Genomic DNA, 13,315 nt, shown 5'->3' on the forward strand with positions numbered 1-13,315 from the left:
GGATGTCAGGAAGCCGGCAAACCAGCAGCCGCCCGCGAGTATAGCGGTCGCTGGACGGTGCCCGCTGGGCGGGCCGGGCTAGCCCGCTTCGTCCGGCGTGCGGGCGACAATCGACAGCGCGTGGATGTCGGTTTCCATCATCGCGCCGACGGCCTCGTACACGCGCCGGTGCCGCGCCAGCGGAGCGAGCCCGCGGAACGCGTCGCTGACGACCTCGACATTGAAGTGACCACGTCCGTCGCGGGCGCCGGCATGGCCGGCATGGCGGGCGCTGTCATCCTCGACGGACACGGAGACCGGCGCCAGCGCAGCTTCGATCGCTGCGCGGATCGCGGGCACGCGCTGGTCGCGCGGCAGGCCGCCGGTCACGGCAGGACCCGGCGGAATGGCCGGACCTGGGTGCGCTCGTACACGCCCGCGTCCACATAGGGGTCGGCATCGGCCCACTCGCACGCAGCTTCGAGGGACTCGAATTCCGCCACCACCAGGCTGCCACTGAACCCGGCCGGGCCCGGGTCCTCGGCGTCAATCGCCGGGCATGGGCCCGCCAGCAGCAACCGGCCGGCGTCGCGCAATGCCTCCAGCCTGGCCAGGTGCGCCGGCCGCGCCTTGCCGCGCAATGCCAGCACGTCCTCGCCGTCGTATCCCTCGATCACGTAGAGCATGGTTTCATTTCCAGCCGACAAGCCAACCAACGATTGTAGGCCAACCCTTGCGCGCCCCACGCTCCCCACGTCCTCGCGGAGCAACGCTGGACAGCGCCCGGTGCAGCCCGTAACCTGTTCGGAACCTGAGTTGGATAAAGACGTCGCGTCCCTTACGGCCCTGCCGCCGTAACGATCTTCGCGATGCCATGGCCGCGTCTGCCACAGCGGTGTTCACCCCAGATCGATTCAACTGTCAGCAGATCGGGCTTTACTGCTGCATGTCCAACATCGCGTGATCATCGTCGCAACCCGACGATGGCTGGGCCGTATTCCTGCCGCCGCCAGGCAGTAGTCCGGTCCGGTGCCGGGCCTCTGACGCCTTCCGTGTCCAGCGCGCCCCTGATCGAGTCGTGATGTTCCGACGCAACCGCAACAACGCAGCGCCACGGCCCGGAGGGGCCGGCACCGCATGACAAACGTTTCCGCGCCCGTCGCGACCGATGACAACGCGTCCGATGACAACGTGTCCGATCAAGGCCAGGCCACTCCGCCACTGGACGGGGAGATCCCGGCACGGCTGTCGCCGCGACAGCAGGAAATGCCACTGGCGATGGTCCACGGGCAACCGGTGCTGCAGATTCCGCAGGACCTCTACATTCCGCCCGATGCCCTCGAAATCATCCTGGATGCATTCGAAGGCCCGCTGGACCTGCTGCTCTACCTGATCCGCCGGCAGAACCTGGAAATCCTCGACATCCCGGTCGCGGAGATCACCCGCCAGTACGTCGATTACATCCAGGCCATGCATCACCTGCGCTTCGAACTGGCAGCCGAATACCTGGTGATGGCCGCGATCCTGGCCGAGATCAAGTCGCGGATGCTGCTGCCGCGGGCGGTGTCGGAAGAGGACGACGAGGAGGATCCACGCGCGGAGCTGGTGCGTCGATTGCAGGAGTACGAACGCTTCAAGAAAGCCGCGCAGGACATCGATGCGCTGCCCCGGCAGGATCGCGACACCGTTCCGGCGCAGGCCTTCGTTCCGGATCGCGCCGCGGTGAGGCTTCCGCCCGAGGTCGATCTGCGCGAGATGCTGCTGGCGCTGCACGACGTGTTCAAGCGCGCCGAGCTGTATACCCAGCACGCGATCAAGCGCGATGCCCTCAGTGTCCGCCAGCGCATGGGCGAACTGCTGGCCCGGCTCGATGACGGCGAATTCCATCCCTTCGAGTCGCTGTTCGAGGCCAGCGAAGGGCGGATCGGGGTGGTGGTGAGCTTCCTGGGCATCCTCACCCTGGCCAAGGAACAACTGGTGGACATCGTGCAGGAGGCGCCGCTGGCACCGATCTACATCAGGTCACTGGCCATTGGCACCGCGCCCGAAGAGATCCAGCTCAGCAGCGAATTCGACGACGCTGCCAACGACGACGCGCCCTGAGCGCACCGCACCAACCACACAACGACACGCTGCATGGACCAGACCCTGACCAAACGCATCATCGAAGCCATCCTGCTGGCCGCCCACCAGCCGGTGAGCGCTGCCCAACTGGGCGATTTGCTCGCCGGCGACGACGAGCAGCCGATGCCCGCCGGCGACCTTGCGCGGGCGCTGCAGGCCCTGCAGGATGACTGCGAAGGACGCGGCGTCGAACTGGTGGAGCTGGCATCGGGATACCGCTACCAGGTCCGCGCCGACGTGCATCCCTGGGTCGCCCGGCTGTGGACCGAACGCCAGACGCGCTACACCCGAGCGACCCTGGAAACGCTGGCGCTGATCGCCTACCGCCAGCCGATCACCCGCGGGGAAATCGAACAGGTACGCGGCGTGTCGGTCAGCAGCAACATAATCCGTTCGCTGGAGGAGCGCGAGTGGATCCGCGTGGTCGGGCACCGCGATGTGCCGGGCAAGCCCGCGCTGCTGGGCACGACCCGCACGTTCCTCGACTATTTCGGCCTGAAACGCCTGGATGAACTGCCGCCATTGGCGGAACTGGGGGAAATCGGCGAGCTGGAACCGCAACTGCAGTTCGAACCTCGCGATACCCCTGAAGCACCCGGATCCATCGCTGCCGGTGGCATTGCCACCGACCCGGCGCTGGACCAGAACGATGCCGACGCCGTCGACGTTCCCGCACGGGAACAGCCGGCCGACGATTCCAACACCGCGGACGACGCCATCGAGACGATGGAACGCCACGGATCACTCGAAGATGACGATGCCGAAGAGGCCTCGTCGGAGTTACCCAAATGACTGAAGAAACACGCAGCAAGCTGTCCCTCAAGCACGGCAAGGACGACGCCGGCACCGCGACCCCGCGCCTGCAGGAGCGCCTGCACAAGGTCCTGGCCCAGGCCGGGCTGGGCTCGCGCCGGGCGCTGGAGCAGCGCATCGCCGACGGCCTGGTCAAGGTCAACGGCGAAGTGGCCCAGGTCGGCGTCTCCATCGGCAGCGGCGACAAGGTGGAACTGGATGGCCGGCAATTTGTTGCCAGCGCCCTGACCGAGCCGTCGCGGGTGCTGTTGTACAACAAGCCCGAAGGCGAGGTCACCACGCGGGAGGATCCCGAGGGTCGCCCGACCATTTTCGACGCCCTGCCCGCCCTGAAAGGCTCGCGCTGGATTGCCGTGGGCCGCCTGGACATCAACACCACCGGCCTGCTGATGCTGACCACCGACGGTGAGTTGGCCAACACCCTGATGCACCCCTCGCACGAAGTGTCGCGCGAGTACGTGTGCCGGGTGCGGGCGCCCGAAGGCGAGGAACGGGTGGAGGATGCGGTCGTCGCGCGGCTCAAGCGCGGGGTGTCGCTGGAGGACGGCCCGGCCAGATTTGACGATGTCGAGCGGATCGGCGGTGCGGACTCGCACGACTGGTTCCGGGTGGTGGTCAAGGAAGGCCGCAACCGCGAAGTTCGTCGCTTGTGGGAATCGCAGGGCTGCCAGGTCAGCCGCCTGAAGCGGATCAAGTACGGCTCGGTCGACCTGCCGCGCGAATTGCTCCGCGGCCAGTCCATCGAAATGCCGACCGAGCGGGTGGACGCCCTGCGCAAGGAGTTGGGACTGGAGGACGGCACGCCGTCCGCGCTGACCCTGCTGCCGGTGATCGGCCAGCGCAAGGCGGCCCGTTCCACCATCAACCTGACCGGTCGGGCGCAGAGCCCGGGCTATGTCGGTGGCCACGTCACCAGCGCTGATGAGGGGCGCGAACTGCGCCGCTTCGACAACGTGCGCGAGGATCGCGGCCGTGGCCGCGGTGCCCCCAAGCGCCACGGCGGACTGACCGTGAGCGGCGAGGCCGCCGCCAAGCAGTCGCAGCGGCCCTACAAGCAGCGCGCACCCAAAGGACAGCAGCCGCTGCCCGACGGCAATCCCGCGGCGTTCCGCACCTGGTATGTGCCCGATGGCGTCAACACCGGCCCCAGCGGTCACCGCAACGCCGACAGTCGTGGCCCGAAAAAGCCCTACGGCAACAAGCCGGCCGGCGGTTACAAGGGCCGGGCGCCTGCGGGCGGACCGCGCCCACCGTACGGGCACCCCGATGGCGCCCCCAGCTTTCCCTCCGACCACGCCAACCCGGGCGGCTTCAATCCCTACGGCGACAAGCCGCGCGGCCCCGGCGGCAACCGGCCGGCCGGCAAGCCCGGCGCCGGCAAACCGGCCGGTCGTCGCGCCGGTCCGGGTGGCCCGCGACCCGGCGGTCCGCGGGGCGGCGGCCGTCCCGGCAGTGGCCGCGGTGGCTCGCGCAGCGGCAGCTGAGTTGCCGGAACGTTTACAGAAAAAGGCACCCTGACGGGTGCCTTTTTCATTGCCTGACCGGCCGTCTCTGGAGACGGGTGTCAGCCGTTACTGAGCAGCAGTCACAGTGACTGGCTTGCTCGCAAGAATCCTGTGGGTCTGACTTTGGACATAGCGCAGTTCGTAGCTACCGGGGTCGTCTGGCAGAGTCAGTTCCAGCGGAGATCCTCGCGACGTCCGCTGATAGCCCACCTCACTGCGGCCCGCCGAGCCAACTTTCGCTATCGAGACGTAGTCATTGGCATAGTCGGGGCCGGTCCAGGAGACCTTGATCCTGGTTCCTCCAGCTCCTGAATCCGGGGCGTCCAACGTCGCGCTGACCTTGGTGGTTTCAATGGGTTGGCTGGCGAGAATCTTGTGCGACTGGGACTGGACGTAGCGCACCTCATAAGGACCCGGCTCGGCGGGCATCAGCAGCTTCAGTGGATTACCTGCCGAAGTGCGCGTGTAGTTCACCTCGGACCTCCCGGCGGAGCCGACCTTCGCTACGGAAATGTAGTCATTCGCATAGTTCGGTCCGGTCCATGCAACGCGCAGGGTCGAACCCGCCGGTGCCTTCGCGGGAACCTCCACGCTGGCGCCAACCTCACTCACGTCAATGCTCTCGCGTGTGAGCACGTTGTGATTCTTGGCGCTCACATAGCGGACCTCGTAGGTGCCGGCAGTGGGCGGCATCAACAACTGCAGCGGGTTGCCGTCTTTGGTACGGGTGTAGTTGGCATGTCTGCTGTTGCCCGCATCCGCGGGGCCTACAGAAATGTAGTCATCGCCCTCACCCGGCCCCGTCCAGATGACGCGGACCTTCGAACCCGCGGCGGCGGTAGCAGGCACCTTCAGCGTGGCCTTGAGCTCGACCACGATCGGCAACGTAAGGCTGGCACGGTCACCCGTGAGTTTGATCTCCCCCTCCGCGGTCGCACCATCCGATCCGCGGATAACCGATACGTCATGCACGCCGCGCGGAAGTTCTACCTCGAGCTTGCCGGTTGCGTCGGACTCATGCAGAACCTCACCGGTCGCACCATGGCGAACGGTCCACACCAGATCCTGCCTGATCACCGGGCCGCCTTGCTGGTCGGTCGCCTCCAGACTTGCCTTGCCAGTCGGTATTGCCGCGGGGTCGGGGGCGGGTGCAGGCTCGGCTTTTGCCGGCGCGGGTTCCGCCGCTTTTGCCTTCGTGGATGGCGCGACACTGATTTGCGCCAAGGCGTACTTCAACTCTTTGGCGTCATCGGCGACGAAGAAACGGCCTCCGGTCGCATCGGCCATGCACTTCAGCTCGCCCTTCGCCCCGGCCTCTTCTTCGCCCAAGCCAAAGCCCACCGTATGCACGGTCAGACCAATGCCCATCGTCGCCAGCTTTGCGGCGGCCGCACACGGATCTGCGTGACAGGTTTCCTGACCGTCAGACACCAGAATGACGGTGGCTTCGTTCTCGGTGAATTTCACGGCCTCGGCGGCCTGCTGCACCGCAGCGGTCATCGGCGTTTTGCCGACGGGATTCATCCCGGCGATGGCCTTGGCGATGGCGGCGCGGTCGCCACCGACCGGCACTAGCGTCTGGATGTCCTTGCAGTCGCCTTTGCGGCGATGACCGTAGGCAACGAGACCAAGCCGGCGCTCGGGCGGCAGGTCGTCCAGCAATTCCTTCACCACGTCGCGCGCGATGGTGATCTTGGGCACTCCGTCTATCTGGCCCCACATGGATCCGGACGCGTCGAACACCAGGATCGTGTCGCCAGCAGCGGACGTGTCCTGGGCGAGTGCGGGCAGGCTCAGGCCGGTCAGCCCGAGCAGCAGTCCCATTGCGATAAGTCGAATCATGGCGATGTCCTTTTTCCCTGCGTGTGCGGGTAACTCCGCGGCAAAGCGGCACGCGCCGCCAGCGGCTGATCGGTCGTGTGCCTTACCAGTGCCCGTAGATTGGTGCGAAGCGGCGGCTGACATGGTCCAGGTCGCGCCGGGCCATATCCTCGCGGCGACGGGCGTGCCGCAAATCCTCGTCGGCACGCCGGATGTCGGCGCGCAGATCGCTGATTTCCCTGCGCAGGCGTCTCCGCTCATCATCGCTTTCGGCGCGGTCGAGTCGCTTCTGCGCCTTGCCGATGTCCTTGTCGGCCTTGCGGATGCGGTACTCGATCGAGCCCACGTCCGAACTCACGTCATCAAGGCGCTGCTTGGCGTCGTGGACGAAGCGGCCGTCGCCAAACCCGGCCAGGAAGCCGGGTTCCAGGTGGCTCGGGCACACACCGGCGTAATTGCGGCCGTTGGCCGCCGCAGTGAAGCCGCGATAAGGCGTGCAGTAGACCTCCAGCCCACGCTCGCGCGCCTCCAGGTAGGTGCGGGCATCCACGCCCACCCCGTACGCCGCGCACGCCTGCTCGTGGTTGCCCAGACGGGATGACGGATACCCGGCGACACCGTCGTCATAGCCGATGCGGGACCAGTTGCCGCTCAGGCAGTCGCCCTGGCTCACGGTTGCGCAACCGCTGTGAAGCAGCGCGAGCAAGGCGATAAACAGTAAACGTGTTGCTTTCATTGCACTCCCCTGTCGGGCGTCCCGCCCGGGTAATCACTGGGTCCCGCTGCCGCATGCGGCCACCAGCGACGCAGGCGTGCACCGGCATGGGCCTGATGCGCTCTGTTCCCTGATACGACGTCATGGTTTCGAACCGGACACGTTCCGGAGGCCGTTTCCGAAACATCCCGCCCGCGGCAGAGCGCGCGGGCGGAATCGCAGGCTCCCGCGCAGAGATCGCGTGTCGAACCTTCTCCAGCGCGGATACCAGGACGGCTATGGCAACCGCTATGACTACGGCTACCGGCGCAGCGACGGCAGCGTCGCGATCATCGCCGCGGTATTGGCGACCATTGTTGGCCTGCAGATGTTGAACTGATGTTCGTCGATCCCGTCGCTCAGCGCGGGATCGCCAGGTGCCCGGCCTGCAGGGGCTTGCCCGCACCGCGCGGCGTGGTCGCGATGACCGCATCGACCGGCATCGGCGCACCGTTCTCCAGGTGCGCCCACGTGCGGTCCAGCGCCTCGTAGACATAGGGCAACAGCGGCAGGTAGATCCCGGCGTACACGGGCACGCCAAGGAAGGCGTCGAAGTGCTGCACGTTCCGCACCTGCCAGTGGTGCACGTCCGCGCCGGCGCTGCGCGCGGCCGCGACATACGGCGTGCTGGTGAATGCAGGCGGGATCAATCCATCATCCAAGCCGTGGATCACCATCACCGGCAGTCCGGCGGCAGGCGGGGCAACCTGCAATTCACTGATGCCCTGGCGCACGCGATCGGCATCCGCACCCTGCCCGTCCCACAGCGCACGCAGGCACTGCAGGCCCGCGACCGGATTGGCCGGGTCGATCACTCGTGCGACGATGGCAACGCCCGCGCCCGGAGGTATTCCAGCGGCCTCCGATGACCACGCGGCGCGCTCGGTCGCGGTCGCCGGACGGGGCGTTCCATCTTTGGCCACCGCCGAGAATGAATAGCCGCACGGATGTGCTCCGGCCGGGAGGCGGCCGTAGGCCGAGGCGTAGGTCACCGCGACCGAGCGCCACAGGTCGAAGGCAACGCTGATCGAGCCGGCACGAAGCGCTTCGTCGGTCCAGCCATTGGCACGCAGGGCCTGATAGGCGGACTGCTGCTGCTCGCCCAGGGTGTCGCCCTGGATCAGGCCGGCCGTTGCCAGCGCCGCACACTGCGCGTCCGCGGTCGGCAGCGCCGGGATTCCCAGCACGGGCAGCGCGCACGGCATCAGCAGCGCCGCCTCGGTGGTGTAGTCGTAGATGGGGCGCGCGCCGGCGACCGTCACATTCGGTTCCGCCGCGACGACCGCATCCAGCCAGTCGCCCGCAGACGCCGACTGGGCCGCCTGCAGTACCGCGCCGCCGCCATTGGATATGCCGACCGCTATAACGCGGGTGTTGTCGAAGCGGTAGGGGGCGGCGTCCGGGAACGCTTCGGTGAGGACTTTGAGCGCAAATTCGGCTGACTGGCGCACGTGCTCGCCCCAGTGCGCTTCGGGGTTGTCGCCGGAATGCGCATGTTTGAAGGCGACGCCCGTGGCCGGCGCCTGCTCCGGCTGGAATGCCAGAGCGGCGTCCGGTCCACCGATGGTGCCGTCCAGTTGCACCCCGAGCCCGGCGTCCAGGTCGTAGTAATCGCTGCCGGCGCCCTTGTCGGTGTACGCGATCGCGCAGCCCCTGGGCAGCGCCCACGGGCCGGCGACGGCAATCGCGCCGAGGACACCGCGCGACCCGGAGGCCGGTGCCAGCACGACGCAACGCGCCTGCTGGTCAAAGTTGTCGGGCACCTGCACCAGCACCCGATGTGGTTGCTTCGCGCCCGGCAGCCGCGCCAGCGTCTGGAACTCCCGGCCCGGCGATGGCGCGACGCTGCCGTAAAGCTCCGCATAGCCGCCTCCCGGCGCGAGATCCGCGATGCCGCGCCAGTTGCTCCAGACGGCGCGCCGGCGCACTTCCACGGCCGTGGGGCTTTCCGGGTCGGCTAACGCCGGTGCGGTCATGGCGCGCAAGCCGTCCAGACCCAGGCCGGCGGTGAGCAGGTCATCGTTGCCGCGGTGTTCGGTGACACGCACCGGGCCGAAAGCGGTCGCTGCCATGGCGGTGTTTCCTGGATTGGGTGTGGTCGCGCAGCCGGCGGCGACGGACAGGACGGCAGGCAGGGCGACGGCAAGCAGGGAAGTTTTCATGCACCGACATTAGCAAGACCGGAGCAGCCCGCTCATCGTACTTTCGTACCACGCCCCGGCCCCGCACAGTTGCTAATCTGGCGCGGATGCCTTCCCTCCTTATTGCCGACGACCACCCGCTGTTCCGGGCCGCATTGCGCGGCGCCGCGGCGGATGCGGTGGCCGACCTGACCGTGCACGAAGCCGACTCGCTGCCGACCGTGCTGGCGCTGCTGGAGGCGGAGCCGGACATCGACCTGATCCTGCTGGACCTGCACATGCCCGGCAACCACGGCCTCGCCGGTCTGGCGGCGATCCGCGCCCAGTACCCGGGCGTCGCGGTGGTGGTCGTGTCGGCCAACGACGACCCGCGCGTGATCCGGCGGGCGCTGGACCACGGCGCGGCCGGTTATCTACCCAAGAGCTCGGGACTGGACGAGCTTCGCGACGCCATCCGCGCCGTGCTGGCGTGCGAGCAATGGTTGCCGCCGGCGCTGCGCGCCTCGGTCTCCCACACCCGCAGCTCGCCCAACGATGCCGAGCTGGCGGCGCGGCTTGCCAGCCTGTCGCCGCAACAGTTCCGCGTGCTCAGCTTTGTTGCCGAAGGTCTGTTGAACAAGCAGATCGCCGACCGCCTCGCGGTCCAGGAACGCACCGTCAAGGCGCACCTGTCAGCGATCTTCGAGCGTCTGGGCGTGCGCAACCGCACCCAGGCGGGGGTGATCCTGCGGAGCCTGGAACTCGTCGACCCGGCTCGGGTGGTCGCAGACTGAGCGGATCGCGCTCAGTCTTCCTCGACAGCCACCGGCTCCCCGCGCAGCGCACTCGCGGCCAGCATCCGGTCCAGCACGGACTTCAGCGCGAGTGGCTTGAGCGGCTTGGACAGCAACGACTGCCCCGCATCCAGCACTGCGCGTCGGACCACGTGGCCGGTATCGGCGCTGAGGATGAGAGTCGGCCGGGCGCCGTGTTCGACGGCCAGCGCTTCGGCCAGCGCCACCCCGGTGTCACCGTCGTCGAGGTGGCAATCGAACAGCCACAGCGCGGCCGGTTGATGAGCAACGTGCCGGCGCGCGCCCTCGCGGTCCGCCGCCGTCAACACCTCACAGCCCCATCCGCGCAGGATCGCGGCCAGTGCCGCCAGCGCCTGCGCATCGTTGTCGACCAGCAGCACGCGCAGGCCGGCAAGACCGCGGGATGCGCTGGCGACCGCCGGCAGCCGCGCCTCGACGCGCGCGACCTGCATCGCGAACATCGTGCCCTGCCCCGGGCTGCTGCGCAGGGTCAGCGGAGCCTCGAGCAGGTGGGCAATCCGATCGGCGATCGACAGCCCCAGGCCAAGCCCTTGCCCGGGTGCATCGGTGCCGCGCCGGAACTCCTCAAAAATGGCCTGCTGCATGCCTGCGTCGATGCCGGGGCCTGTGTCATGGACCTCGATCCGCAGCCCGTCGCCGCGGCGGCGCACGCCCAGCAGGACACGACCACTGGTGGTGTACCGCACCGCGTTGGCAAGGAAGTTCTGCAGTGCGCGCCGCAGCAGTTGCGGGTCGCTGTGCACCCACGCCTGGGTTGGCACGAAACGGAACCCAAGTCCGCGCGCAGCGGCGATGGCGCTGAATTCCGAAGCCAGCGGCTCGAGCACTTCGGCCAGGGCGAAGGCCCGCGGCTCCGGCACCAGGCCGCCGGCCTCCAGGCGCGACATCTCCAGCAGACCGGTGAGCAGGTCGCCGGTGGAATCCAGGGCGCCGCCGATCTGGGCGAGCATCGCGCGCTGTGCATCGTCGGCGGCCTGCACCGACATCGCGTCGGTGAACAGCTGCGCGGCATGCAGCGGCTGCATCAGGTCGTGGCCGATCGCGGCAAGGAACCGGCTTTTGGCATCATTCGCGCGCTCGGCCTCCCGCGTGGCGATCTGCAGATCGGCCGTGCGCTCGATGACGCGCTGCTCCAAGGTCTCGTTGGATTGCAGCAGCGCGGCCTCCGCGCGGCGGAAATCGGTGACGTCGGTGAAGGTCGCCACGAAGCCGCCACCGGGCATGGGGTTGCCACGGATCTCCAGGATGCTGCCGTCGGCGAGGATGCGTTCGGTGAGGTGCGGTGAACCGGCACGCATGAAGGCCAGCCTCCGCTCCAGTGCGCGCTCCAGCCCGCCTGCAGGAGGTGCGCCCTGCATCATCGCCCAGCGCGACAGATCGGCGATCGGACGCCCCACCTGCAGCAACTCGGCGGGATACTGGAACAGCTCGGCGTAGCGCCGGTTCCAGGCCACCAGCCGCAGCTGCGCATCCACCACGCTGATGCCCTGGCTCATGTTGTGCAACGCCGCTTCCAGGACACGCTGGTTGAAACGCAGGTCCGCCGACGCCTCGCCGACGATCGCCGCCACCGTGTCCAGCCCGCGCCCGCTCTCGCTGCGCGCGGCATCCAGCAGCACGCGCGCCGACGCGGAGCCGAGTACCGCCGCCAACTCACGCTCGATGCCCGCCTCCACCGCCGCTGGCACCGGGCCCGTCGCCGGGGCCTTCTGCAGCAGTTGCTGGACACGGTTGCGCGGCAGGAACCGCATGCCCGCGTCGCGCAGGCTTTGTGCATCCATGCCGCGGTAACTGCGCCTCGGCGTATCGCGACGCCAACTCCAGGTCCAGCCGAGCACCGTGGCCAGCGTGCCAAGGAATAGACTGACCCCGACCGCGCGCCCCAGCCGGCTCCAGCCGGTCAGGCCGAACAGGCCGTCCGGCGCCAGCATGTGCAAGCCCAGCGGCCCCGACTCCAGCCATGCGGGGCGATGCCCGACCACTTCGAACACCATCGGCAGCAGCAGTACCCAGGCCCAGGCCGCAAAACCCACCACCACACCGATCACCGCTGCCCGCGGCGGCGTCTGCGGCCGCCACACCGCGAACCCCAGCGCAGGCGCGAGCGTCGCCAGTGCCGAGAACGACACCGCACCGACGTCGGCCAGCGCTTCGTTGCCTCCTACCAACCGGCTGTAGGCCCAGGCCAGCAGCATGATCGCGACGATGCCGAATCGTCGCAGCATCAACACGCTGCCGCGAAGGTCGCTGCCATCGTTGCGCGACCAGGCGCCGCGCAGCAGCCCCGGCGCGAACCAGTGGTTGCCGATCATCAGTCCCAGCGTCAGGGTGCTGACCACGACCATGCCGGTGGCGGCGCTCAAGCCGCCGAGGAACGCGAACAGCGCCAGGCCCTCGTGGCCCTGCGACAACGGCAGCGCCAGCACGTACATGTCGGAGGGCACCGAGTCGCCGAGCAAGGCCGCACCGGCGGTGGCCAGTGGCAGGACCGGCAAGGCGATCAGGATCAGGTACAGCGGAAACTGCCAGCGCGCGGTGCGTACGTCGCGCTCGTCGCGGCACTCGACCACTCCGATATGGAACTGGTGCGGCATGATGAACATCGCCAGCGCGCCCAGCAGGACCAGCGGGAGGAATCCGGCGGACGGCGCCGCGGGCATGGTCGGTATCGACTGCACCGGGATCTGCGGCGAGGCACCGGTGCCGCTGTCCAGCCCGAACCAGACAAACGCGCCGATGGCGAGCATCGCGCCAAGCTTGAACACGGACTCGAACGCCATGGCCAGCACCAGGCCGCGGTTGTGTTCGGTGGCGCTCGCGCGCCGGGTGCCGAACAGCATCGCAAACACCGCCATCGCCAGTGCGACGTACAGCGCGCTGTCCTGCCACGGCGGTGTCGCCAGCCCCGCATCGCGCGCGGTCAGCATCGCGAAACTCATCGCCACCGCTTTCAGCTGCAGCGCAATGTAGGGGATCAACCCGAGCGCAGCGACCAGGGTGACGGTGGCGGCCAGCCACGCGTCCTTGCCCAAGCGCGTGGCGATCAGGTCGGCGATGGAGGTCGCGTTGGTCTCGCGGGCCAGGCGCACCAGCTTGATCATGAAGCCCACGGCCAGCACGTAGAGCAGGATCGCGCCGAGGAAGGTCGGCGGCAGCGGCCAGCCGTAGCGCGCCGCCTGGGTGACCGTGCCGTAGAAGGTCCACGAGGTGCAGTGCACCGCCAGCGACAGTGCATAGACGTGTCGCCAGTGACCGGCGAACAGCGCCGGACGCCGCTCGGCATACAGCGCGGCGCCGAACATCAGTCCAAGCCAGGCAAGGCTCGCGAGGGCGACGGGAGTGAAGCTCAGCATCGCCGGAGCA

The 13,315-nt window shown here is 68.3% G+C and carries 11 protein-coding genes; 5 read left to right on the top strand and 6 right to left on the bottom strand.

Annotated features, from left to right (window positions below):
• Window positions 1-78: 78 nt before the first annotated feature.
• A complete protein-coding gene (locus INQ41_RS08060) occupies window positions 79-369 on the bottom strand; it encodes a BolA family protein (RefSeq protein ID WP_228076546.1) in 291 nt (96 codons plus the stop codon).
• The gene (locus tag INQ41_RS08065; RefSeq protein WP_193983472.1) at window positions 366-665 is read right to left on the bottom strand and encodes a YciI family protein; all 300 of its coding nucleotides are present in this window, start codon (window positions 663-665) and stop codon (window positions 366-368) included. Before INQ41_RS08065 ends, INQ41_RS08060 begins: the two co-directional genes overlap by 4 nt.
• A gap of 451 nt (window positions 666-1,116) precedes the next feature.
• Between INQ41_RS08065 and INQ41_RS08070 the strand changes: the two genes are divergently transcribed.
• The 3 genes from INQ41_RS08070 to INQ41_RS08080 are packed head-to-tail and all read left to right on the top strand — an operon-like array spanning window position 1,117 to window position 4,400.
• Window positions 1,117-2,082 carry a segregation and condensation protein A gene (locus INQ41_RS08070; protein ID WP_193983473.1) on the top strand — a complete coding sequence of 322 codons (966 nt, stop codon included), beginning with the start codon at window positions 1,117-1,119 and terminating at the stop codon, window positions 2,080-2,082.
• Between the two features lie 33 nt (window positions 2,083-2,115).
• A complete protein-coding gene (gene scpB, locus INQ41_RS08075; protein ID WP_193983475.1) occupies window positions 2,116-2,895 on the top strand; it encodes an SMC-Scp complex subunit ScpB in 780 nt (259 codons plus the stop codon).
• Window positions 2,892-4,400 carry a pseudouridine synthase gene (locus INQ41_RS08080; protein ID WP_193983477.1) on the top strand — a complete coding sequence of 503 codons (1,509 nt, stop codon included), beginning with the start codon at window positions 2,892-2,894 and terminating at the stop codon, window positions 4,398-4,400. Before scpB ends, INQ41_RS08080 begins: the two co-directional genes overlap by 4 nt.
• A gap of 87 nt (window positions 4,401-4,487) precedes the next feature.
• Here the strand turns inward: INQ41_RS08080 and INQ41_RS08085 are convergent, their stop codons facing one another.
• The gene (locus INQ41_RS08085; protein ID WP_193983479.1) at window positions 4,488-6,263 is read right to left on the bottom strand and encodes a vWA domain-containing protein; all 1,776 of its coding nucleotides are present in this window, start codon (window positions 6,261-6,263) and stop codon (window positions 4,488-4,490) included.
• A gap of 82 nt (window positions 6,264-6,345) precedes the next feature.
• Window positions 6,346-6,915, bottom strand: coding sequence for a DUF2799 domain-containing protein (locus INQ41_RS08090; protein ID WP_228076547.1), 570 nt, complete (start codon window positions 6,913-6,915; stop codon window positions 6,346-6,348).
• Between the two features lie 283 nt (window positions 6,916-7,198).
• Between INQ41_RS08090 and INQ41_RS08095 the strand changes: the two genes are divergently transcribed.
• The gene (locus INQ41_RS08095; protein WP_193983482.1) at window positions 7,199-7,336 is read left to right on the top strand and encodes a hypothetical protein; all 138 of its coding nucleotides are present in this window, start codon (window positions 7,199-7,201) and stop codon (window positions 7,334-7,336) included.
• Between the two features lie 19 nt (window positions 7,337-7,355).
• Here the strand turns inward: INQ41_RS08095 and INQ41_RS08100 are convergent, their stop codons facing one another.
• On the bottom strand, window positions 7,356-9,068 hold the full coding sequence (locus INQ41_RS08100) for a 3-hydroxybutyrate oligomer hydrolase family protein (RefSeq protein WP_193983484.1): 1,713 nt from the start codon (window positions 9,066-9,068) through the stop codon (window positions 7,356-7,358).
• A 176-nt stretch (window positions 9,069-9,244) separates the two neighbouring features.
• Here INQ41_RS08100 and INQ41_RS08105 point away from each other — a divergent pair, with 176 nt between their 5' ends.
• Window positions 9,245-9,910 (top strand): response regulator transcription factor, encoded by a 666-nt coding sequence (locus INQ41_RS08105; protein WP_193983486.1) that lies wholly within the window; start codon window positions 9,245-9,247, stop codon window positions 9,908-9,910.
• Window positions 9,911-9,921: 11 nt separating this feature from the next.
• On the opposite strand, the gene INQ41_RS08110 is transcribed toward INQ41_RS08105, so the two are convergent.
• Window positions 9,922-13,305: a hybrid sensor histidine kinase/response regulator gene (locus INQ41_RS08110; RefSeq protein ID WP_193983488.1), complete on the bottom strand. Its 3,384-nt coding sequence runs from the start codon at window positions 13,303-13,305 to the stop codon at window positions 9,922-9,924.
• Window positions 13,306-13,315 lie beyond the last annotated feature (10 nt).

The organism is Lysobacter ciconiae, assembly GCF_015209725.1.
GTDB lineage: Bacteria > Pseudomonadota > Gammaproteobacteria > Xanthomonadales > Xanthomonadaceae > Novilysobacter > Novilysobacter ciconiae.